General features: G+C 68.2%; 18 protein-coding genes. 6 read left to right on the forward strand and 12 right to left on the reverse strand.

Features of this window, described 5'->3' with window-relative positions; genetic code table 11:
- Positions 1 to 170 precede the first annotated feature (170 nt).
- From ABEU20_RS07185 to ABEU20_RS07230, 10 genes are all read right to left on the reverse strand, one after another.
- A complete protein-coding gene (locus ABEU20_RS07185) occupies positions 171 to 2,477 on the reverse strand; it encodes an acyl-CoA dehydrogenase (RefSeq protein WP_420163704.1) in 2,307 nt (768 codons plus the stop codon).
- A complete protein-coding gene (locus tag ABEU20_RS07190) occupies positions 2,468 to 3,205 on the reverse strand; it encodes an enoyl-CoA hydratase/isomerase family protein (RefSeq protein WP_420163705.1) in 738 nt (245 codons plus the stop codon). Before ABEU20_RS07190 ends, ABEU20_RS07185 begins: the two co-directional genes overlap by 10 nt.
- Positions 3,205 to 4,203, reverse strand: coding sequence for an NAD(P)H-dependent flavin oxidoreductase (locus tag ABEU20_RS07195; protein WP_420163706.1), 999 nt, complete (start codon positions 4,201 to 4,203; stop codon positions 3,205 to 3,207). The genes ABEU20_RS07190 and ABEU20_RS07195 overlap by 1 nt, the downstream gene beginning before the upstream one ends.
- Before the next feature lie 14 nt (positions 4,204 to 4,217).
- On the reverse strand, positions 4,218 to 5,363 hold the full coding sequence (locus ABEU20_RS07200) for an acyl-CoA dehydrogenase family protein (RefSeq protein WP_420163707.1): 1,146 nt from the start codon (positions 5,361 to 5,363) through the stop codon (positions 4,218 to 4,220).
- 27 nt (positions 5,364 to 5,390) lie between these two features.
- Entirely contained in the window at positions 5,391 to 6,524 is a 1,134-nt protein-coding gene (locus ABEU20_RS07205; RefSeq protein WP_420163708.1) for a thiolase family protein, read from the reverse strand.
- A gap of 142 nt (positions 6,525 to 6,666) precedes the next feature.
- The gene (locus ABEU20_RS07210; protein ID WP_420163709.1) at positions 6,667 to 7,857 is read right to left on the reverse strand and encodes a CaiB/BaiF CoA transferase family protein; all 1,191 of its coding nucleotides are present in this window, start codon (positions 7,855 to 7,857) and stop codon (positions 6,667 to 6,669) included.
- Positions 7,858 to 8,028: 171 nt separating this feature from the next.
- The gene (locus tag ABEU20_RS07215; protein WP_420163710.1) at positions 8,029 to 8,913 is read right to left on the reverse strand and encodes a LysR family transcriptional regulator; all 885 of its coding nucleotides are present in this window, start codon (positions 8,911 to 8,913) and stop codon (positions 8,029 to 8,031) included.
- Between the two features lie 42 nt (positions 8,914 to 8,955).
- On the reverse strand, positions 8,956 to 9,702 hold the full coding sequence (locus tag ABEU20_RS07220; protein WP_420163921.1) for an SDR family oxidoreductase: 747 nt from the start codon (positions 9,700 to 9,702) through the stop codon (positions 8,956 to 8,958).
- 14 nt (positions 9,703 to 9,716) lie between these two features.
- Positions 9,717 to 10,784, reverse strand: coding sequence for a phosphotransferase family protein (locus ABEU20_RS07225; protein ID WP_420163711.1), 1,068 nt, complete (start codon positions 10,782 to 10,784; stop codon positions 9,717 to 9,719).
- Positions 10,781 to 12,013 carry an acyl-CoA dehydrogenase family protein gene (locus tag ABEU20_RS07230; RefSeq protein WP_420163712.1) on the reverse strand — a complete coding sequence of 411 codons (1,233 nt, stop codon included), beginning with the start codon at positions 12,011 to 12,013 and terminating at the stop codon, positions 10,781 to 10,783. The genes ABEU20_RS07225 and ABEU20_RS07230 overlap by 4 nt, the downstream gene beginning before the upstream one ends.
- Positions 12,014 to 12,105: 92 nt before the next feature.
- Here ABEU20_RS07230 and ABEU20_RS07235 point away from each other — a divergent pair, with 92 nt between their 5' ends.
- The 3 genes from ABEU20_RS07235 to ABEU20_RS07245 all read left to right on the forward strand — a co-directional run bounded on the left by ABEU20_RS07235 (position 12,106) and on the right by ABEU20_RS07245 (position 15,029).
- Positions 12,106 to 12,678 carry a TetR/AcrR family transcriptional regulator gene (locus tag ABEU20_RS07235; RefSeq protein WP_420163713.1) on the forward strand — a complete coding sequence of 191 codons (573 nt, stop codon included), beginning with the start codon at positions 12,106 to 12,108 and terminating at the stop codon, positions 12,676 to 12,678.
- 111 nt (positions 12,679 to 12,789) lie between these two features.
- On the forward strand, positions 12,790 to 14,364 hold the full coding sequence (locus tag ABEU20_RS07240; protein WP_420163714.1) for an LVIVD repeat-containing protein: 1,575 nt from the start codon (positions 12,790 to 12,792) through the stop codon (positions 14,362 to 14,364).
- On the forward strand, positions 14,361 to 15,029 hold the full coding sequence (locus ABEU20_RS07245; RefSeq protein ID WP_420163715.1) for a DUF305 domain-containing protein: 669 nt from the start codon (positions 14,361 to 14,363) through the stop codon (positions 15,027 to 15,029). The genes ABEU20_RS07240 and ABEU20_RS07245 overlap by 4 nt, the downstream gene beginning before the upstream one ends.
- A gap of 1 nt (position 15,030) precedes the next feature.
- On the opposite strand, the gene ABEU20_RS07250 is transcribed toward ABEU20_RS07245, so the two are convergent.
- Together ABEU20_RS07250 and ABEU20_RS07255 are read right to left on the reverse strand one after the other, a co-directional pair.
- Entirely contained in the window at positions 15,031 to 16,617 is a 1,587-nt protein-coding gene (locus ABEU20_RS07250) for a hypothetical protein (protein WP_420163922.1), read from the reverse strand.
- A 139-nt stretch (positions 16,618 to 16,756) separates the two neighbouring features.
- The gene (locus ABEU20_RS07255) at positions 16,757 to 18,901 is read right to left on the reverse strand and encodes a transglycosylase domain-containing protein (RefSeq protein ID WP_420163716.1); all 2,145 of its coding nucleotides are present in this window, start codon (positions 18,899 to 18,901) and stop codon (positions 16,757 to 16,759) included.
- Between the two features lie 198 nt (positions 18,902 to 19,099).
- Here ABEU20_RS07255 and ABEU20_RS07260 point away from each other — a divergent pair, with 198 nt between their 5' ends.
- Genes ABEU20_RS07260 through ABEU20_RS07270 form a run of 3 tightly spaced genes read left to right on the forward strand, consistent with a single transcriptional unit; the run spans position 19,100 to position 21,412 of the window.
- Positions 19,100 to 19,504, forward strand: a complete 405-nt coding sequence (locus tag ABEU20_RS07260; RefSeq protein ID WP_420163717.1) for a GntR family transcriptional regulator — start codon at positions 19,100 to 19,102, stop codon at positions 19,502 to 19,504.
- On the forward strand, positions 19,497 to 20,357 hold the full coding sequence (locus ABEU20_RS07265) for an ABC transporter ATP-binding protein (RefSeq protein WP_420163718.1): 861 nt from the start codon (positions 19,497 to 19,499) through the stop codon (positions 20,355 to 20,357). Before ABEU20_RS07260 ends, ABEU20_RS07265 begins: the two co-directional genes overlap by 8 nt.
- The gene (locus ABEU20_RS07270; RefSeq protein ID WP_420163719.1) at positions 20,354 to 21,412 is read left to right on the forward strand and encodes an ABC transporter permease; all 1,059 of its coding nucleotides are present in this window, start codon (positions 20,354 to 20,356) and stop codon (positions 21,410 to 21,412) included. Before ABEU20_RS07265 ends, ABEU20_RS07270 begins: the two co-directional genes overlap by 4 nt.
- The last annotated feature ends 227 nt before the right edge of the window (positions 21,413 to 21,639 follow it).

Genomic DNA, 21,639 nt, shown 5'->3' on the forward strand with positions numbered 1-21,639 from the left:
CACAGAGAACAAATATCGGCGGCCTATCGCAATGATAGGCCGCCGATATGCCTCGGGTCAGCCTGCCGAAATTCGCGGGAAAACACTTCGGCCGCGACAACGCACGTCAATTGCACCGAAGAATCGCTTCCCGAGAACGGACATTTATGCGCCGAAATGGACGGGCCTCACTACTTCGGAAGTCCCAGAAGGCGCTCGCCGATGATGTTGCGCTGGATCTGGTTGGAACCCCGCGCGATACGGCGCCCACGGCTCTCCAGGAACACACGTTGCAGCGAGTCCAGTTCGTATCCGTCTCCCGCAGGCCGGCTCAGAGCCGAGGCTCCGAGCAGTTCCAGCGCGACCGAACCGAATTCGCAGTGGTACTCCGACCAATTGAGCTTGTCGATCGCCAGCAGATCCTCGACGTTCTCTCCCGCGACGATGCGGGCACTGATGACGGACCCGACGGCGCGCATCAGCTCCACCTCGACGGCCAGGTCCGCCAATCGCTGTCGGACGCCGTCGTCACCGAGTCTGCCCTTCTCGTCGAGTCGGCGGATCAACGTTCCCAGCTCGTGGCGGTAGCCGACATACTGTGTCGCGGCCTTGCCTGCCCGCTCGGCTCCCAGTGTCGTCATCGCCACCGCCCAGCCGTTACCGAGGCCTCCGACGACGTCGTCCAGCGATGCCCGCGCGTCGGTGATCTTCTCCTGCGCAAAGCCTCGGTCGCCGGAGGCCATGCGGATGGGACTCACCTCGAAACCGTTGTCCTCCATCGGTACCAGCACGAAGGAGATACCCCGATGCTTCGGCGCGTCACGGTCGGTGCGGCACAGGAGGAACATCATGTTCGCCTGATCCGCGTTGCTGGTCCAGATCTTGTCACCACGAATTCGCAACTCGTCGCCCTCGATGGTGCCGGTGGCACGCAGGGAGGCCAGGTCCGAACCGCTCTCGGGTTCGGAGAATCCCTGGCACCAGGTGTCCTCCCCAGAGAGGATGCGGGGCAGGAACCTGCGCTTCTGGTCCGCGGTACCGTGCGCCAACAGCGACGGCGCCAGCAGCATCTCGCCCATGCCCAGTTGCGGACGTCGGAGCCCTGCCCGAGCGAATTCCTCCTCCACGACGAGGATTTCGGCCGGCGACAATTCCCGGCCACCGTACTCCTCGGGCCATGACAGGCACAGCCATCGGCCCTTCCTCAGCAGGTCGATCCAGTGCGCCTCCGCGGCCGTCTCGCGGTGCGCGAACGGTTCCTGCGCGTACTCGAGCGGGGCGCCCTGGGACAGGTTGTCGGCCAACCAGGTACGCACCTCTTCCCGCAGTTGCGCGAGCACGTCGGATTCGTCGGTCCGTGCCGGCGCTGCGGTACTCGTCCCGCCGTCGAGAACCGACGAGATCACACGTTCGCGATGCCACGCGGGCGAACCGAACAACAATTGATCCGTCTTCGCGCGCTTGAGGTGCACGTGGGCCTCGTGCTCCCACGTGAAACCGATCGCGCCGTGCAGCTGGATCGTTTCTCCCGCGATCTGCAGGTAGCGGTCCGACCCCGCGACGCTGAGGAGGCTCACCACCCTCGCCAGGTCCGGCCCGTCGGTGTCCGCAGCCTCCGCCGCGACGTCGACGGCAGCGGCGATCGGCTCGAGCGCACGAACCAGGTCTGCCAACCCGTGCTTCACCGCCTGGGTGGCCCCTACCGGTCGACCGAACTGGTGCCGGGTCCTGGCGTAGTCGACGGTCAGCTCCAGACACCGTCGAGCACCGCCGACACGTTCGGCCGCCTGCACGACGAGCGCCTTGTCGAGGGCGCGCGACAGCGAGGCGGAGACATCTCCCGGACGGCTCACGCGTTGCGCACCGACACCGTCGAAGGTCATCGTGCTCAACGGCCGGGTCTGATCCAACGAGGGCTCGCGGCGACACGTGAGGTCGGCGTCCGCGGGATCCGCGACGAAGAGCGCGAGCCCGTCCTCGCTCCGGGCAGCGACGACGACGGTGTCGGCGCAGTGTCCGAAGATCACATGGTGGGCCGTCCCTTCGAGTCTCCAGCCGCCGTCACCGGTATGCGCGCGCACCGGCTCGGCGCCGGCGCGAAGCCATCCGTCGGAGTCGGCGAAAGCGAGACACCCGATGCGCGTTCCTGCCGCAAGCTCCGGCAACAGATCTCGGGCGCGCTCGTCCTCGACGCACTCGACCAACGCCAGGGTCGTGAGCACCGAACTCGCGAAGAAGGGACTGCACGTCGCGAAGCGACCGAACTCCTCCGCCACCACCACGACGTCCCCGACGCCCGCGCCCGAGCCGCCGTACTGCTCGCCGACCAGCAGTCCCTGCAGTTCGAGTTGGTCCGCCATCGTCGCCCAGTCCTGGGGGCGATATCCGAGGTCGGTCTCCTGCAGGGCCAGCATGTCGGTCGCGTCACTCGTCCGCGACAGGTACTCGCGGACCGCCGCACGGAGTGCGCGGTGCTCCGCGGTTGTCGTCATAGCCATTCGGTATTCCTTCGTAATTCTCTACAACACAGGGGATCTGCAGGAGGGCGGGGGAGCGGTCGATTCACCTCGGTTCCCGGACCGCCGGCCGCAATCGACCTCTTCATCGCGGCTCCCGCATTCGCGGGATAGCCGGCGATCCCCTCTGCGAGCGCCGTCGCCCGTTCCAGAACCTCCCCGTCCGGGACCACCGCGTAGGCGATGTTGCGGCGCAGAAGGTCCGGGCCGTACTGCCGCTCACACGCGAGCGTGAGCTGCAACGCCTGGTTCGGGCTGTACTTGGCGAGCAGCCACCGCAGATTGTTCGGCGCGGCGATGCCCATCCGGGCCTCGCCGATCTCGAGAAACGACCGCTCCCCGACCACGAGCAGATCGCACGCGAGCGCGACGGCCGCCGCACCGTTCACAGCCGCTCGCTCGAGCGCGCCCACCAGGGGCTTGTCCAGTCGCGACAGGTTGCGGTGCAGATCTTCGATCGCCGCCGAGATCGCGGGCCCGTCCGACTGCATCTCGACGAGGTCCACTCCCGCGCTGAAGCAGCCGCCGGCCCCGTACAGCAGAACGGAGGTGACGGAGTCGTCCGCCTGGGCCTCACGGATCGCCTCGGCGAGCCGAGCCACCATCGGGACCGTCAGCGCGTTCCTCCGCTCGGGACGGTGCAACTCGATGTCCAGGCGACCGCTCCGGTGGTGCCGGACCCGCACGTCCCCTCTCGATGCTGCGGTCATCAGGAGTCGAGGAGCGCCGGCGCGGTGCTGTCGCAGAGCGCGGTGAGGCGCCCCTGGATCAGTTCCGTCGCTTCACCGACCATTCGGTCGACGAGCTCGGCGACGGTCGGAATGTCGTGAATCAAGCCCTGCGACAGGCCCACGGACCAGATACCGGCATCGGGGTCGCCCAACTCGTACACCCGCCTGCCGCGTGCGCCGGACACCAGGCCGCGAACCTCCTCGAACGCCGCACCGGCGGCCAGCAGACCGACGACCTCACGGCTGACGGTGTTGCTGGCGACGCGAGCGGTGTTGCGCAGGGGCCGGAAGATGAGTTCGGTATCGAGCTCGGAGGCGTCGACGATCTCCTGCTTGATCGTGTGATGGATCGGCGCCTCCGCCGTGCACATGAACCGGGTGCCCATGTTGACGCCGTCCGCGCCCAGCGCCAGCGCCGCCGCCAGCCCGCGGCCGTCGGCGAAGCCGCCCGACGCGATGAACGGGACGCCCAGTGCGCGGGCGGCGAGGGGAATCAGCACCAGTCCGGGAACGTCATCCTCCCCGGGGTGACCCGCACATTCGAAACCGTCGATGCTCAGTGCGTGAACACCGAGCGCCTGCGCCTTGAGCGCGTGGCGCACACTCGTGCACTTGTGGAGCACCTTCACATCGGCCGCCAGGAACGCCGGCATGTGCGGTGCCGGGCTGTTGCCCGCGGTCTCGACGATCTTCACACCGGACTCGATGATGACGTCGCGGTACTCGGCATAGGGCGGGGGCGTGATCGACGGCAGCATCGTGAGGTTGACGCCGAACGGCCGGTCCGTCATCTCCCGGCAGCGCGCAATCTCCGCCGCAAGATGCTCCGGCGTGGGTTGCGTCAGCGCGGTGATGAACCCGAGAGCACCCGCGTTCGCCACTGCGGCAACGAGTTCGGCACGGCCGACCCACTGCATTCCGCCTTGGACGATCGGGTGCTCCACGCCGAACATTTCGGTGAATCGTGTCTTGATCATGGTCTTCCTTACCCCTACAGACCGAGCGATTTGCTGATGATCGACTTACATACTTCGGTGGTGCCGGCGAAGATTCGGGTGACACGGGCGTCGGCGTACATGCGGGAGATCTGGTACTCCGACATGAATCCGTAGCCCCCGTGCAGCTGCAGACAACGATCGACGACCCTGGACAGCAGCTCGGTGGTGAAGACCTTCACCTTGGCCGCGTCGGCCGGGGTGAGCGCGCCGTCGTCGAGCTCCTCGAGCGCGCGGTCCACCATCGTCCGCCCCGCCTCGATCTCGATGGCACAGGACGCCAGTTCGAACTTGGTGTTCTGGAAGCTGCTGATGGTGGTGCCGAAGGCTCGACGCTCCTTCACGTAGTCGACCGTCAGAGCGAGCGCGGTCTCGGCACATGCCTGCGCGTTCAGCGCCGTCGACAACCGTTCCTGCGGAAGGTTGAAGCCGAGATACCCGAACGCCTTGCCTTCCTCGCCGAGTACGTTCTCCACCGGGACTCGAACGTCCTCGAACGACAACTCGGCCGTGTCCTGGGCCTTGAGCCCCATCTTCTCCAGGTTCCGGCCACGTTCGAATCCTGGCGTGCCGTCCTCGACGACCAACAGTGTCAGGCCGTCCCGGCGGTCCTCGCCCTTGGCGGTGCGTGCCACGACCACGACCAGATCGCAGTTGATACCGCCGGTGATGAACGTCTTGGCACCGTTGAGTACGTAGGTGTCGCCGTCGCGCCGCGCGGTCGTGGCCATGCCCGCGAGATCGGAACCCGTACCGGGTTCGGTCATCGCGATCGAGCCCACGATGCTGCCGGCCGCCATGCCCGGAAGCCACCGCGCTCGTTGGGCATCGGTCGCATACTCGAGGAAGTAGGGGAGCACCACGTTCGTCTGCAGGGCGAGTCCGCCCAGACTCGCGCCGGAACGCGCGAGCTCCTCCGCCACGACGGCGTTGAACTTGAAGCTCTTCAGCCCTGCCCCGCCGTACTCCTCGGGGATCTGGAGACCCGGGATGCCGATCTCGCCGGCCTTGCGGAACACGGCCTTGTCGACCTTGCCCGCCTCGGCCCACTCGGTGAACTTCGGCTGTACGTCCTTGACGAGGAAGTCGCGGACCACCTTTCGGAACGCCTCGTGGTCCTCGTTGTAGATGGTTCTCTTCACTGTGACCGACTTTCTGTATCGCGACCGTCAGAGCAGCTCGAAGATCGTGGCGTTGGCCATGCCGCCGCCCTCACACATCGTCTGCAATCCGTATCGGATGTCGTTGTCCCGCATGTGATTGATCAAGCGTGCCGTCAGGACGGCACCGGATGCGCCGAGTGGATGCCCGAGGGCGATCGCACCCCCGGCCGGGTTCACCAAGGCCGGATCGGCGCCGGTTTCGGCGATCCAGGCGAGGGGAATCGGGGCGAAGGCCTCGTTGACCTCGAAGGCGCCGATGCCGGCGATCGCCAGGCCCGAACGTTCGAGCACCTTCGCGGTGGCCGGTATCGGGCCGGTCAGCATGATCACGGGGTCGTCGCCGACGGTCACGGCGGTGTGGATCCGCGCGATCGGCTTCAGGCCCAGCTTCCGTGCGTGCTCGCTGGTCGTCACCAACAACGCGCCCGCGCCGTCCGAGATCTGCGAGGCGTTGCCGGCGTGGATGACTCCGTCGGCCCGGAAGGGCGTCTTCAGACTCGCGAGAGTGTCCGCGGTGGTGCCGATCCGGATGCCCTCGTCCGCCGAAGCTGCGCCGGGCACGGGGACGATCTGCGAGTCGAAGGCGCCGGACTTGGCTGCCTGGGCGGCCTTTTCGTGCGAGCGCGCCGCATACTCGTCCAGTCGGCGGCGGGAGAGGTCCCACTGCGCCGCGATCATCTCGGCCCCGAGCCCCTGGTTGAACGTGTCCACAGCGAAGCGGTCCAGGACCGTCTGCCCGAAGGGAAATCCGGATTGCCGGCTGGTGCCCATGGGTACGCGGGACATCGATTCGACACCGCCGGCGACCGCCACGTCGTAGTGACCGGCGATCACCCCGGCAGCCGCGAAGTGCAGCGCCTGCTGGCTCGATCCGCACTGACGGTCGACGGTCGTCGCGGGGACGGAGACCGGCCACCCTGCGGCGAGCACTCCACTGCGGCCGATGTTGTTGGCCTGGTCTCCGACCTGGCCCACACAACCCCACACCACGTCGTCGACGAGGCCGGGGTCGATTCCCGTACGCTCCGGCAGAGCCTTCAGTACATGCGCGGACAGGTCCGCGGGGTGCACCCCCGCCAGAGAACCGTTGCGCTTTCCGATGGGTGTTCGTACCGCATCGACGATGACTGCGTCCCGCACTGCTTGCTCCTTCGTGCTGCTTGATTCGTCTCGGACTCAAACCAATCAGGTCCACACGTGCCGTACAAAGACGTAACTGCGATGCGATCCATCGGATGGGGTTATGGGCACCGTGACAGCCCGGCCACGCCGATGTCCGCGGTCAGAGATCCCGCCGGAGAACGCCGTCCTGCTCGAGCGAATCAAGCTCCGCAGCACTGTATCCGGCCTCGGTGGCCACCGAGATCGAGTGCTCACCCAGGCGCGGCACTCTCCGCACACTACGGTCGGCGTCCGCGCCCAACCGGAAGGGAAGCCTCACGACGTCGAAGGACGACCCGTCGAAATGCTCTCCACTCGTGAACATCTCACCCGCTACGACGTCTTCCGAGGCACGAACCTGGTCGTAGGTCCGGACAGCTCCGACGACGAGTCCGTTGGTCGAGAGAAGTTGCACGCATTCCTCGCTCGTGCGCCCGCTCAGTGCACTGGACAGCTCCCGGAGCAGCTCGTCGCGGTGAGCCACTCGCGCATCGTTGTCGACGAACCGCGGGTCGGTGGCGAGCTCCGGACGTCCGAGCACCTCGCACAGACGCGGCCAGTGGTGCGCGGAGTAGCCGGACAGAACGATGTGGCCGTCCGCCGTCTCGATCAGATCGGCGGCCGGGGCGACACCCGGCTGGGCGTTTCCGCGCCGGCGGGGTGCCGTCCCCGTGATCGAGTGCCCGGTCCAGTCGGAGGACTGCAGGTGCAACGCGACCTCGAGCAGCGACACCTCGACCGTAGCCACCCGCCCGAACCGTTCCCGGTCGAGAAGCGCGGCCAGGACGGCCTCTGTGAGGACATGCGCTGCAGCGGCATCCACGATGGTCGTGCCCACCTTGAGCGGGGGCCCGTCGGCGGTTCCGGTGATGGACATCAGACCACTCTCGGCTTGTGCCGCGATGTCCAGACCGGGACGGTGGCGGGAGGGCCCGCGTAGTCCGAACCCGCTGACCGTCGCATAGATGATCCGCGGGTTCAGTTCCCGGGCCCGTTCCGGCCCGAGGCCGAGCGCCGCCATCGCACCGGGACGCATGTTCTGGATGAGCACGTCCGCGTCGGCGATCAGGCGTTCGGCAAGCTCCAGGCCGCGAGGGTCCTTGAGGTCCACCGCGATCGAACGCTTTCCCCGGTTGTAGGTGCGAAGAATGGCCTCACCGAACGACGTGCCGGTGCGAACCCAGTCACCCTGTAGCGGTTCCACCTTGATCACGTCGGCACCGAGGTCCACCAGGGCCTGCGATGCGCCGGGCGCGGCGACGAACTGGCCGAAGTCGAGTACACGGATTCCCTCGAGTGGGCTGTGGATCATGATCGTCCGATCTGTCGACGAAGGGGAGTCGAGAAGGCGGCACGCATCGCGCGGCGACTCCGCCGCGCGCCGGTGCCGATGCACCATGCGGGGGCTCCTCGTTCGACGACCCTACGATCGAACAGCTCATAGGTATAGACCCAGTTGCCCGATACGAAGTATCGGGTCTGCTTATAACTTCGGCGTCGATTCACGTATCAGCGCCACGAACGAACTCGCCGAGGGCGATAGATCTTCCGAGCGGAAATAGAAGGCGTGGGCGGTCGGTATGTCCGCGTCCAACGGTCTCACGACCGCCCCCAACCGCTCCGCGATCTCCGCCTCGGTGCCGTGGAGGAGGGTGCCGCCGACGCCGGCGAGAATCAGGGGGATCAGCATGTGGCGGTGCGCGGTCTCCAGCACCGGGACGACGCTACCCAGTCCCTGGTCGGCGAGCAGCCGGTTCAGGTGCGAGCGTCCGATCGCGCCCGGCGACGGCGCGGTGATGAGATCGTGCGAGACGAACTCGTCGAGCCGCAGGGGGCGTTCGGCGAGGCGAGTTCCGGGTGGGAACACCGCCACGAGCGGTCGTTCCCCGAGGGGGATCTCGGCAAAGCCCGTCGCTGCCGGCGGGTGCTCCGCGAGCAGCAGTTCGATCTCGCCCCTCGCCAGAGCGTCGAAGCCGCGGGCACCGGGCTGCACATTCCGAATACGAATCGTCACACCGGGGTGACGGGCCCGATGTAGTCGGACCAGGTCGACGAGGGGGTCCACCGCGAGATTGACCGCACTGCCGACGTCGAGTTCCCCCGAACGAAGCTCGGAGATCTCCTTGATTGCCCAGTGGGCGGCGTCCATCGCACGCAGCGCCGCCCGCGCGGGTCCGACGAGCGCCCGACCACTCGACGTGGGGCTCATGCCACGTCCGCGGGTGAACAGCGTGCAGTCGAGTTCCCGCTCGAGTTCCTGGACGGTCTGGGACACCGACGGCTGGCTCAGTCCCAGCCGCCGAGCGGCGGCCGAGATCGAGCCCTCGTCCACGACGGAAAGAAAGTGCACGAGATGGCGCTTGTCCATGGAAGAAGGTTTACCTCCTCCACCCGCTCAGTTCCAGCGCATCTACGCCATCTTCGACACCACCGACAGCGGCAGCACCTTCATCGCCATCGACACCGGAAGCCACGGCCACGCCGGGACGTACGCCTTGGCCGGTTCCTTCTCGATGGCGGCGGCCAGAGCGCGGCAGCCGGTCTCGGTATCGACGATGAACGGCACCTTCTTCACCTTCTCGTTGATCTCCGAGCGGATGAAGCCGGGGAAGATGGTGCTGACGTCGATGCCGGTCTTCGCGAGATCCGCGCGCATACCCTCGCCGAGCGCCGCGACCCCGGCCTTCGACGCCGCGTACGTGGTGAGGTTGCGGGGCATGCCCCGCATCGCGCTCACCGACGAGATCAGCACGACGTGGCCCGCGTTGCGCGGCCGGAACAGTTCGAGGGCGGCCTCACTCTGCGCGAGCGCGCCCAGGAAGTTGGTGCGGGCCGTCGCGGCGTTGGCGCGGAAGTAACCGGTGCCCAACGGTTGTCCCTTGCCGAGGCCGGCGTTGACGATCACCCGGTCCAGCCCGCCGAGTTCCTCGTCGAACTCCCGGAACACGTCGAACACCTGGTCGTGGACGTCCACGTCGAGCTTCCGGATCGCGACGGTGATCTGCGGGTGCGCGGCGAGCAGTTCGTCGCGCAGTTCCTCGAGCCTCTCGGTGCGCCGGGCAGCGAGCGCGAGATTACGTCCGCGCGCGGCGAATTCGCGGGCCATCCCGCGGCCGAGGCCCGAGCTGGCGCCGGTGATGAGAATGTTCCTGCGCATCGTGCGACGGCTCACTACTTGTCCTCCGTGTCGATCAGTTCGTTGCAGCGCGTGTCCAGGTATCCCACGGCGATCCAGAAGTGCTCGAACGCCGGGTTGGTGGTCTGTCCGTGATGGAAGCGGTAGTAGATCTGCTGCGCGATCACCGCGAGCCGGAACAGCCCGAACACCTCGTAGAAGCGCCAGTTGTCGATCGGCAGACCGGTTCGCTCGCCGTAGTATTCGACGATCTCCCGGCGAGTGAGCATGCCGGGCAGGTCGGACGGCTGACGCTTGGTGGCCAGCATCATCGGGTGGTCGTCGGCCTGCACCCAGTAGGCGAGACTCGAGCCCAGGTCCATGAGCGGGTCGCCGACGGTCGCGAGCTCCCAGTCCAGCACGGCGCGCGGCCGCTGCCCGTCGCCCAGGACCACGTTGTCGAGCCGGAAGTCGCCGTGGATCACGGCCGCCCCGACGTCGGCGGGCTGGTTGTCCGCGAGCCAACGCGTCACCCGTGCGAAATCCGGGACGTTGTCGGTGCGGGCGGCCGTGTACCGTTTGGTCCACCCTGCCACCTGACGGGCGACGTAGCCTGTGCCGCGGCCGAATTGGTCGAGACCCGAGGACGCCGGATCGACGGCGTGCAGTTCGATCAGCAGGTCGATCACCCGCAGGCACAACTCCCGCGTACTGCCGGGAGTGAGCCCGAGTTCGGCGGGGGGAGCGGACCGCAGGATGGTGCCGTCGACACGTTCCATGACATAGAAGTCGCTGCCCAGCACGGCCGGATCGGTGCACAGTCCCACCATCGCCGGCACGTGCGGGTAGACCGGCGCGAGCAGCGACTGGATCCGGTATTCGCGGGCCATGTCGTGCCCGGACGACGGCTTCGCGCCGGCCGGGGGACGCCGCAGCACCAGGTCGCGATCCGGGTAGCGCAGCAGGTACGTCAGGTTCGACGCGCCGCCGGCGAACTGGCGGACCACGGGAACGCCTTCGAGATCCCCGGAAGCGTTGTCGCGCAGCCACCGAGCGACGGCGTCGACGTCGAACGCGTCCTCGTCGCGGACGGTGCGTGCGTTGTCGGGCAGCTGCGCCGTCACTGGTACTTGCCCATCTCGAAGCGGGCCACCAGGCCCTGGTGCACCTCGTCGGGGCCGTCGGCCAGCCGCAGCGCCCGGGCCGCGGTCCAGGCTCCGGCGAGCGGGAAGTCGTCCGACAGCCCACCGCCACCGTGGATCTGGATCGCGAAGTCGATCACCCGCTGCGCGACGCGGGGCGCGGCGACCTTGATCTCCGACACCGCGGACCGGGCGCCGGCGATGCCCTGGGTGTCGAGCAACCACGCGGTGTGGAGGACGAGCAGCCGCAGCTGGTTGATCGCGATGCGGGCGTCGGCGACCCGTTCCCGGTTGCCGCCCAGATTGATCAGCGGCTTACCGAACGCGAGGCGCTCGGTGCCGCGGCGGATCGCCAGCTCGAGCGCGGCCTCAGCGAGACCGACCAGACGCATGCTGTGGTGCACGCGGCCCGGCCCGAGCCGGCCCTGCGCGATCTCGAAGCCGCGTCCGGGCCCCGCGATGATCGCGTCGAGCGGCAACCGCACGTCGGTGAACGACACCTCGCCGTGACCACCGGGCTCGTCGTAGAAGCCCATCGTGGACAGCATCCGCTCGACCTTCACCCCGGGGGTGTCGATCGGGACCAGCACCATCGAATGCCGTTGATACTTGTGCGCTTCCGGGTCGGTGAGGCCCATGAAGATGAGCACCTTGCAGTCCGGGCTGCCGACGCCGGTGCTCCACCACTTGCGGCCGTTCAACACCACCTCGTCGCCTTCCACGATCGCGGTGGCGGCCATATTGGTGGCATCGGACGACGCGACGCCGGGCTCGGTCATGCAGAACGCGGAGCGGATCTCGGCGTCCAGCAACGGCTTCAGCCACCGTTCCTTCTGCGCGGCGCTGCCGTAGTGGTAGAGCACCTCCATGTTCCCGGTGTCCGGGGCGTCGCAGTTGAACACCGCGGAGGCGAAGGGGGAGCGGCCCATCTCCTCGGCGAGCGGCGCATATTCGACGTTGCTCAGGCCGGCGCCGAGTTCGGCATCGGGCAGGAAGAGGTTCCACAGACCCTGGCCCCTGGCCTTCGCCTGCAGCGCGCGGAACTCGTCGGAGACCTGCCACATCGCGGCGGCGGACACGTCGGCGCGCTGCGCGAAGGGAGCGACCCGTCGGGCTCGCAGCCGCTCCTCGACGGGGGCGACCTCGGTCGCGATGAACTCACGCAATCGGTCGAGGTACTCCTGCGACCGCGCGCTCGGGGCGAAATCCATGCCTGCCTCCGTCACGTCGACTAACTGAGCATTGCTCAGTTAACCTAGACGTAGACTTGCCCCGCAATCAAGAACCTGGACGGTGCCATCTCGTGTCGATCGAAACCGCAACCCCCCGGCGGCGACTCCCGCCCGAGGAGCGCAAGCGGCAGCTCGTCGCGATCGGCCTGCAGGAACTGTCCACGCGACCCATCCACGCACTGTCCATCGACCAGGTGGCCGAGAAGGCCGGGATCTCCCGCGGCCTGCTGTTCCGGTACTTCCCGACCAAGCAGGACTACTACGTCGCGGTCGTCGGCGCGGCCGCCCGGAGGCTGTTGCGGGCCGCGGTGCCGGATGCGGCCGAGCCGACCGACGATCAACTCCGCGCCGTCGTGCACGCGTTCGTCTCGTTCATCGACCGGCACGGCGACAACTACCAGTCGTTCTTCCACGGCGGCCTCGGCGCCGACCCGCAGATCCAGGAGATCCGCGAGAACATGAAGAACACCATGGTGGAGCGCACCCTCGCGGCCGCCGGCACCGACCCGACGCCGGGCACGCGAATGCTGCTGCGCGCGTGGTGGTCGATGGTGGAAAGCCTCGCGATCGACCGCACCACCGACCCCGTCTTCACCGTCGACGACGTCGTCGACCGGGCGCTGGCGGCCCTGCCGATCGGCTGAGCCCGCGGCATTCGGAGGTTTCCGACTTTCGTTGACGCGGCGCCTCGGGGTCGTGTTCACTCAGCCCTACGTGACCGGACACCTGTCCGGCTCGAGAGGTGGGGGTGCGCCATGGGGAGAGCATCGGTCACTCGACGGTCGTGGCGCGCACTCGTCGTCGCTGCCGCAGCACTGCTGATGTCGCCGTTCGGAATGGTTTCGGCACAGTCGGTTTCGAGTCCCCCCGACCCCGTCCGGTCCACGAACGACGTCGCCGACACCGCCGTTGCCCGGGCCGACTGCGGACCGGGATCCACTCCGGAAACCGGTCTGCAGGGCGACGTACCCGCCGCCGACCGCGACAGTGGACGCAGCGCCGCCGGATACCGGTGCAACCTCGAACGACTCGGCGGCTACGCCGGGCGCGGAGGCGGCATCACCTCCACCAGCTACGACCATTGCGCGTACATGGGCAGCTTCTTCCCCGGCAATCTGCTCGGCCCCGCGCAGGGCGTCCAGGTGCTCGACGTCTCCGACCCGGCGAACCCGGTGCTGACGGCGACGCTCACGGAGCCGGCGATGCTCGCCGGCACCTGGGAGAGCCTCAAGGTCAACGCGGCACGAAAGCTACTGATGGGCATGGGTGTGCCGGCTCTCACCGGCGCCGGCCTCCTGTCCGTGTACGACATCTCCGACTGCGCCCACCCCCGGCTCCTCAACACCGGGCCGGGCAGCGACCTGCGTCTGCCGCTGCCGATCACGTCGCACGAGGGCGGATTCTCCCCGGACGGCAACACGTACTGGGCGTCCGGCACCGCGCCGGGGATCGTCAGCGCCGTCGATCTGACCGATCCGGCGAACCCACGCGTCGTCTGGCAGGGACTGCCCGGCCTGTCGATGCACGGGATCGGGGTCAGTCCGGACGGCAATCGGGTCTACCTGTCGAACATCCTCGGCGGCATCACCGTTCTCGACGCGTCGGCGGTCCAGCGTCGCGACCCCGATCCGCAGGTGCCGGTCGTCGCGGAACTGCACTGGTCCGACGGCTGGGCCACCCAGCACAGCGTCCCCGTCAGCTACGGTGACCGGCCCTACCTGTTCACCGTGGACGAAGCCGGCTCGGGCGGTGTGAAACTCGTCGATGTCGCCGATGACGCCGCGCCGAAGGTGGTCAATTCGATCAAGCTCGAGGTGAACCTGCCGCAGCACCAGGACAGCATGCTCGCGTCCGCCTCCGGCGGTTCGCTGTTCGCGTACGACTCGCACTACTGTGCCGCCGACCGCCCGGTCGACCCGACGGCACTGGCCTGCGGTTGGATCTCCTCCGGCATCAGGGTCTTCGACGTCCGAGACCCGTTCGACGTCCGCGAGATCGCCTACTACAACCCGCCGGCGAAGAAGGGGCAGAACACCGAGTTGTGGAACTCCCCGCACGCTCTGGCCTCGATCATCGGCGTTCCGGTCCTCGAGGCGGGCGCCGTCACGCAGGCAATCCAGCAGGGAGTGTTCGATCCCGCGGAGGCACTGAGCCCGCGCTCCGGCATGGTCGCGTTCGGCGATCTGTCCACCGACTGGTGCTTCTCACCGCCGGAGTGGCGCGGCAACGAACTGTGGGTCACCTGCGCCGACAACGGATTCATGACGCTGCGCCTGGACCCGTCCACCTACACGCCGCCGGCCGATCAGCGTTCGACGGTGGGCTCGTGACCACAGTCCCCGCGTGGCTCCGGACAATCGCCCTCGCCGCGTTGGTCCTGCTGTCGATGGTGCTGGGGGCGGCGCTGCGACCACTCGTGGTCGCCGACGCCCCGGACTCCCCAGCCGCGCTGGACGCCACCGCGATCGCCTTCGTACAGGACATGGTGGCCCACCACGAGCAGGCGCTGATCATGGCGCAGCAGCTCGATCCCGGCACCGATCCGGTGGTGGTCCGCCTGGCGCAGCAGATCCGCGACGCTCAGAACACCGAGATGGGCACGATGCTCGGCTGGCTGCGCCTGGCGGGGGTGACGCCCACCAACCCGGAGCCGATGGCGTGGATGCGGGGACCACGCCCTGCCCCCGGACACGGACACGGAGCGTCGGACGCCGAATCGTCGGATCCGATGCCCGGCATGGCGACCCGCGCCGACCTCGACGCCCTGGCCGCCGCGCGCGGGCACGACGCCGCGATGCTGTTCCTGCAGCTGATGCAGCGCCACCATGTCGGCGGCGTGGCGATGGCGCAGGCCGCCGACGAGCGATTGACGGACGGGCCGGTCCGCCGAACCGCCCGCGAGATGATCACCGAGCAAAGCCAGGAGGCCGGGACGATGGCGCTGCTGCTGGCACAGTTCGGTGCGCCGCTGTTGCCCGTGAACGCGGGCGGGTGAGTCAGCGGACCACCAGGTCGGTGTCGGTGGCGCTCAGCGTGATCGGTGCGATCCGCTCGCCGCGCATCCAGTCCCGGACGAACGCGTCGAGCGCCGGATCGCCGCCGCGCGCGTCGAACTGCTCCTGGGGGACCTCGATCGCTCCGACGAGGTGCCGCGGATCCGCGTCCAGTCCGGCACCGCGCGGCGCGAACCGAAGACCGTCCGCGGTGTGCACGAGTACATCGATCGCGGCACCGTCGGGTGCGGTCACGACGCCGTTCCGCGTGGTGGCGGCGGGATCGAAGTGGTCGATCGAGAGCCGGTAGCCGGACGGACCGGCATGCAGTCCGGCCTGGTCGAGCAGGCGCGGATCGACCAGCGAGTACGGCAGGCCGACATCGAGCAGGAACTGTCCGTCGACGAGGGTGTCCCGCGCCGGCAGCGACGTCGACAGGTTCCACGGGGCGGGCGGCGCGAGGGTCTCCGCCGACCGGTCGTGCGGCGAGTTCTCCAGCGGCGCACCGGGCAGCTCGACGCCGGTCGCGGTGAACTGCCACGAGTCGGCGTGCAGATCCTTGTGCCAGAAGCCCGTCGTCCCGCCGCTGCGGCCGGCGACGCGCAACTCCCGGGCACCCGGGCCGACGCCGGTCGAGTGCACACTGACGGCCGACGTGATCTCGCCGGGAATCTTGGGCTGGTGCACCCAGTCCTGCGCGGGCAGCCGGATCGCCGCATAGTCGCGGTTCAGCAACTCCGCGAACAGGTTCGGCGCCGAGGGCTTACCGTCCTGACTGTCCCAGCTGTAGCGGAAGAACACCGAATCCGAGCCCGCGGCGTCGAAATCGAAATTGCGGGTGTACATGTCGCCGAACTCGTTCGTGACGAATGTCGTCGATCCGGCGGACGACAGCGCCACCGCCCGGAACCGGCCGCCGAGCGGTCCACCGATCTCGTAGCTGTCGTCGTTGGGCAGCCACGGGTCCGCGTATGTGATGCGGCTGCCGTCCCCGGTGAGCGAGGGCACCATCGTCATCTTCCCGAGCCCGACGTGATGGATGCGGCCGTCCGCGTCCACATACGTCTGGTTGTCCCACGGCGACGACACGCTGAGCGCCCACGTCCCCGGGACGGGGCCGGCGACGCGTTGGCCCGAGCCCGCCCACAGCGGGGCGCCGAACGCCGACGTCCAGTTCCACAGCAGCGGCGAGTGCGACACGTTGTCGAGCGTGTAGATCCAGCCGTCGCCGTCGATCGCGACCAGTTCGTCGTCGTCGACCGAGATGCCCACGAGGATCCCGCGCAGGCACTCCGGGAGCGGCGCGTACCGCCACGGTTCCGTCCCGCCGTGTACCCGCGGCCGGGCGAGCACAGCACCGTCGACGAGCGCGAAGTCCCAGAACCGGTTGAACTGCGTTGTCTGCGTGCGCAGCTCGACCGACGCAGGCGCAGCGACACCGACTGCCTCCGGCAGCGCCGCGAACCCGTCCCGCGTGCCGGTCGACGGCACCCCCGGTGGCAGCTGCGCGGTACCGAACGGTACACACGACGCGGGCCGGGAAGCAGGCTCGGCGCCGGCCGGGGGAGCGGCGGTCGCCAGCGTCACCACCGCGCCGCAGGCAAGCGCTGCACCGAGGCGGATCCGAGAGGGTCTGCGGGGCCTGTCTCGATCGCTCACGCGATCCAATATCCCCCAGGCACGTTCCGCTTCGGAGCAATACACCCGAAGAATGTGACGCGTGCCCCCGCTATCCAGGCAGCGTGATCTTCACACCCGGGAGGATCTCGATGACCCGGGGTGCCGGCGGTGGCGGCAACTGCGGTGCGGGCGCGGCCGGCGGCGCGGGCGGCGCCGGGGCACCCGACGGGCTGGGCGTCCCGGTCCCGGCTCCGGACCCGACGCCGGTGAAGGCCGGCACACCGGCCTGACCGCCGATCGGCGCGGGCCAGGGGAACTTCTCCACCGGGGCGTCCTCGAGCGCGCCGTCCATCGTCTTCTTCCAGATGTCCGCCGGCAGCCCGGATCCGTACACCAGGCCACCCCAGCTGTTCTCGATCGCCTTGGCGTCGGCCGTACCGACCCACACGGCGGTGGACAGCTGCGGCGTGTAGCCCACCATCCACGCGTCCTTGTTCTTCCCGGTGTCACCGAGCTGCGCGGTGCCGGTCTTCGACGCCGACGGGCGCCCACCGGCGAGTCCGTGGCTGCGCGAGTACTGGGCGATCGGCAGCATCGCCTGCGAGACGTTGTCGGCGACGGCCGCGTCCAGCCGACGCTCCCCCTCGGAGGCGGGTCGGTCGAGCAGCACCTCACCGTCGGCGGTCACGACCTTCTGCACGAAGTAGGGCTGGTGGTACATGCCCGACGCCGCCAGCGTCGCGTACGCCGAGGCCATGTCGATCGGCCGGGTCAGGTACTGCCCCAGCACGATTCCGTTCTCCGGCGATTCGCCCTCCTGCGTGAGCGTGGGATACTGCCAGCCGGGGACGGTCTCCGGGATGCCCGCCTGATGGGCCGCGTCGGCGATCTTCTGTGCGCCGTCCTCCATCGACAACGTCAGCCGGTAGAAGCTGGTGTTGAGCGACCGTTTGAGCGCCTCGGCGATGGTGCACTTGCCGCACGACTCGCCCTCGACGTTGTTGATGGTCACCCCGTAGATCGACAGCGGGGAGCTGTCGTACGTCTGGGACAGCGGAATGTCCTGCTGGAGTGCGGCGACCAGGCCGAACACCTTGAACGACGAGCCGGTCTGCAGCGCGGCCTGCGCGAAGTCGAAGCCCTTGCCGTCGTCGCCACCGTAGTAGGCGCGCACCGCACCCGACTCAGGATCGATCGAGACCACCGCGGTACGCAGGTTTTCGGGCTCGCCCTCGAACGTGTCGGCCACCGCGTCGAGAGCCGCCTGCTGGGCCTTGGGATCGATCGTCGTGGTGATCTGCAGGCCTTCGGTGTTGAGATCCTGTTCGCTGACGCCGGATTCGGCGAGTTCACGCAGCACCTGTGCCCGGATCAGGCCCTCCGGGCCGGGGGCGGCACCCGCGTCGGCGTTCGGCGCGGACGGCAGCGCCGCCGGGAAGGTCATCGACTGACGCTCGGTCGACGCCAGCGCCGACATCGTCACCATGCCGTCGAGCACGTAGTTCCAGCGGGCCTGCAGCGCTTCCGGATCGGTCGTCGGATCGAGGCTCGACGGGCTCTGGATCACCGCGGCGAGTACCGCCCCCTCCGCGACCGTGAGGTCGCCGAGCGGTTTGCCGAAGTACGCGGTGGCGGCGGCGGAGATGCCGTACGCACCACGGCCGAAGTAGATGGTGTTGAGGTAGGCCGCCAGGATCTCGTCCTTGGACCATTCGCGCGCCATCTTCGACGAGATGACGAGTTCCTTCATCTTTCGGGTCACCGACCGCTCCGACCCCACCAGCGTGTTCTTCACGTACTGCTGGGTGATGGTCGACCCGCCGCCGGCGCTGTCGCGGCCGAGCACGTTGTCGCGGGCGGCACGCGCGAACCCGGAGACCGAGAAGCCCGGGTTGGAATAGAAGTCGCGGTCCTCCGCCGACAGCACGGCGTTGCGCACGTGCCCGGGGATCTGGTCGATCGTGACCTCGGTGCGGTTGCCCTCGGGCGGCACCACACGAGCGATCTCGGTGCCGTCGGACGCCAGGATCGTCGAGACCTGGTTGGTGACCATGTCGCTCGGTCGCGGCACGTCGGCGTTCTTGTAAGCGACGCCGAACACCACCAACGGCGTCGCGACGAGGAGCAGGACGACGACGAGGCTCACGTAGAGCGCAATCCGGCGGCCCTTCCGGCGCGGCTTACGGGTGCGGGCCTTGGGCGCCTGGTCGGCCACATGCCGCCCACCGGCGCCGCCGGTATTGGTTGAATTCACAATCGAACTTCCGTCTCAATCAGTGCACTGCTTACGAATTTTCGCACTGCTCAGCGGCTTCGAGCCGCATTTGATGCGACACGCAGCGACCACCACACAGTGTGCCGATGCCTCCCCGGGACGTCCTCAACAGGTTGACAGTGCGCGCCCGCTCCTGCAACCTCTATTTCACTAATGTTGTAGTGAAATGGAGATTCGATGGTCGAGTTCCACATCAACCGTCGCTCCGGGATCCCCGCCTACGTGCAGCTGGTCCTCCAGGTCAAACAGGCGTTGCGTCTCGGTGACCTGCAGACGGGCGACCAGCTGCCCACGGCGAAGGAGGTGGTCGGAGCCGTGACTGTGAACCCGAACACGGTGCTCAAGGCATACCGGGAACTCGAGAACGAGGGACTGGTGGAAGCGCGCGCCGGGCTGGGGACGTTCGTGACCCAGTCGCTGGCCAAGCCGGGCATGGCCGAGCGCGACGCCCTGCAGAGCACCCTCGCGGACTGGGCGCGGCAGGCCGCAGCGGCTGGGTTGGACCGGCCCGACCTCGAGGCGCTCGTCGCAGCGGCGCTGGACAACGAATTCGGTGAAGAGATGGGTGGCAACCATGAGTGAGTCGACGACGTCGGCGTTGACGATGCGTGACGTGTACAAGCGGTTCGGCCGCACGGAGGCACTGAACGGATGTTCGTTCGACGTCCAACGGGGCAGCATCACCGCGCTGGTGGGCGCGAACGGCGCCGGCAAGTCGACGCTGATGTCCATCGCCGTCGGCTTGCTCGAGGCCGATTCCGGTGAGGTGACCGTCCTCGGGCGTCGGCCCGACCGCCGCGGCATCTGCCCCGGACTCGCGTACGTCGCCCAGCACAAGCCCCTCTACCGCGGGTTCTCCGTCGCAGACATGCTGCTGTTCGGCGAGAAGACCAACCCGACGTGGGACGGCGAGTACGCCACCCGCCTGGTGAGCGACGCGCAGATCCCGCTGTCGGCTCGGGTCAAGACGCTCTCCCCGGGGCACCGCGCCCGCGTGGCCCTGGCCGTCGCGCTCGGCCGGCGACCCGACGTCCTCCTGCTCGACGAGCCGCTCGCGGAGCTCGATCCGGTGGCACGCCGCTCCGTCGTGCGCACGCTCATGGAGGACGCCGCCGAGCGGGGAACGACCATCGTGCTGTCGTCGCACGTGCTGTCCGAGGTCGCCGAGATCGCCGACCGGCTGCTCATCCTCGGCGCCGGCCGCGTCCGGCTGTCGGGCGCACTCGACGACCTGCTCGACGACCACTACCTGCTCAGCGGCAGCGGCGACCCGCGCAGCATCGTCGGCACCGGCTCGATCGTCGAGTCGTACCAACGCTCCCACCTGGTGCGCGGCCCCCGCCCCGCCGGCGTCGACGGGTGGCGCGCGGAACCGCCGAACCTCGACGACATCGTCCTCGCCTACCTGACCACCACCGACGAAGAGGCAGCATGATCTGGGTTACCTGGCGGCAGTTCCGAACGACGATCCTCGCAGCCGCCGGGGGGATCCTGGCGCTGGCAGTGGTTGTACTGATCTGCGGACTCGGCATCCGGGGGTCCGACAGGGCGGTGCCGTTCGGCACCGCATTCGGATGTCCGAAAACGGGCGACGGTTCGGCCGCGTGCTGGTCCGAGTCGCTGATCACACTGACCACGCTGACCACCGCCGTTCTGCCCGTGGTGCTCGGGGCCCTGGTCGGCGTCACGGTGTTCTCACGCGACATCGAGCGCGGCACCCACGTGCTCGGACTGTCCCAGTCCGTCAGCCGACTGCGCTGGTACTGGTCGCGGGTCCTCGTGGTGTTCACCCCCATCACCCTCGCCGCGGTCGCCCTCGGATTCACGCTCGAGTGGGCCCGGTCCGCAGCCGCCGGGCCGGACTACGCGTACATCTCGACCAGGTGGTACGGGTACTCGAAGCTCACGTTTCCTCAGTTCCAGGCCAGCGGACTTGCCGTCGGGGCCTACACGTTGCTGGCGTTGATCCTCGGCAGCCTCGTCGGGCTGCTTCTGCGGAATCTTCTCGGCGCGATGGCGGTAACGCTGATCGCGATGACGGCGTTGATGGTGGGGTTCCAGCTCGGCGCGCGGCCGCACTACGCGAGCCCCGTCGTCGAGGCGCGGTCGCTCGACTCGCAGTACCGGGTCGCCTACACGACGGACGACGAAACCATCTGGCAGTTGAGCGAGGGGTACGTCGATGCACAGGGTCGGCGGGCCGAGTTCGACTACCGGAAGTGCAATCAGATCGGCGAGAACTACGAATGGAGTCAGCGCCCCGACGAGACGCTGGCCGCCTACGAGGCGCGTGAAGCGACGATGATCGGCATGCAGGACCGTGAATTCGCGGCATGTCAGCGCGCCCAGGGACTGGATCGCTACGAGGTCCGGTACCACCCCGACAGCCTCTTCCGCCGATTCCAGGTCATCGAAGCCTCCCTGGCCCTGATGCTCTCGGCTCTGTTGATCATTCCCTCGCTGTGGGCGGTGCGCCGACTGCGCCCCTGACGAGCCCGTCTCGCACCATTCGAACGCTCGACACCGGTTCCGGTGTCGAGCGTTTGACGTTGTCGACTCGTTCGGCAATCCCGACAAACCACCCAAGTTCGACCACTTGTGGCACTCAGGTGCTCAATAGCACTGCAAACAAGGCACATTCGTCGAGTAGGGCAACTCTCCGATCCCGGCCACAAATGTCCCACTGAACGGGCATGTGACTGGCGTCACGGTTTCTC

Origin of the sequence: Rhodococcus parequi, from assembly GCF_046042785.1 — a bacterium.
Classification (GTDB): domain Bacteria; phylum Actinomycetota; class Actinomycetes; order Mycobacteriales; family Mycobacteriaceae; genus Prescottella; species Prescottella parequi.

Excerpts from the sequence above, each read along its gene's own strand:
- ABEU20_RS07270 (WP_420163719.1), top strand. The coding sequence starts at position 20,354 with ATGATCTGGGTTACCTGGCGGCAGTTCCGAACGACGATCCTCGCAGCC.
- ABEU20_RS07185 (WP_420163704.1), bottom strand. The coding sequence starts at position 2,477 with ATGGCTATGACGACAACCGCGGAGCACCGCGCACTCCGTGCGGCGGTC.
- ABEU20_RS07240 (WP_420163714.1), top strand. The coding sequence starts at position 12,790 with ATGGGGAGAGCATCGGTCACTCGACGGTCGTGGCGCGCACTCGTCGTC.
- ABEU20_RS07260 (WP_420163717.1), top strand. The coding sequence starts at position 19,100 with ATGGTCGAGTTCCACATCAACCGTCGCTCCGGGATCCCCGCCTACGTG.
- ABEU20_RS07215 (WP_420163710.1), bottom strand. The coding sequence starts at position 8,913 with ATGGACAAGCGCCATCTCGTGCACTTTCTTTCCGTCGTGGACGAGGGC.
- ABEU20_RS07230 (WP_420163712.1), bottom strand. The coding sequence starts at position 12,013 with ATGGATTTCGCCCCGAGCGCGCGGTCGCAGGAGTACCTCGACCGATTG.
- ABEU20_RS07195 (WP_420163706.1), bottom strand. The coding sequence starts at position 4,203 with ATGATCAAGACACGATTCACCGAAATGTTCGGCGTGGAGCACCCGATC.
- ABEU20_RS07190 (WP_420163705.1), bottom strand. The coding sequence starts at position 3,205 with ATGACCGCAGCATCGAGAGGGGACGTGCGGGTCCGGCACCACCGGAGC.
- ABEU20_RS07220 (WP_420163921.1), bottom strand. The coding sequence starts at position 9,702 with ATGCGCAGGAACATTCTCATCACCGGCGCCAGCTCGGGCCTCGGCCGC.
- ABEU20_RS07265 (WP_420163718.1), top strand. The coding sequence starts at position 19,497 with ATGAGTGAGTCGACGACGTCGGCGTTGACGATGCGTGACGTGTACAAG.
- ABEU20_RS07210 (WP_420163709.1), bottom strand. The coding sequence starts at position 7,857 with ATGATCCACAGCCCACTCGAGGGAATCCGTGTACTCGACTTCGGCCAG.